Source organism: Burkholderia sp. RS01 (assembly GCF_039748055.1).
In the GTDB taxonomy this organism is placed as follows: Bacteria; Actinomycetota; Actinomycetes; order Actinomycetales; family Micrococcaceae; genus Arthrobacter.
On record NZ_JBDLAK010000084.1, the window covers coordinates 1 to 223 of the forward strand.

The 223-nt window shown below is 60.1% G+C and carries 1 pseudogene; it reads left to right on the top strand.

Features of this window, described 5'->3' with window-relative positions:
• Positions 1–58: 58 nt before the first annotated feature.
• Positions 59–223: pseudogene (locus tag ABFP37_RS22635) on the top strand (IS110 family transposase); the annotation flags it as partial.

The window sequence follows — 223 nt, forward strand, 5'->3', positions numbered from 1 at the left end:
GTGCCGGAGAGACCGCTAATAGAGGCAGGACAGTTTGGGATCGTCGTGCGTAACGTGGATGCCGGGCTCTGACACCGCGGACAGTCCAGCACAGGTATCAACTGCTACGACTGGGAGGTACAGGTGATCGGAAACCACGAAAGCATCGATGTCTTCATCGGCCTGGACGTCGGCAAGGGCGAACACCACGCCGTTGCCGTGGACCGGGCCGGAAAGAAGCTCT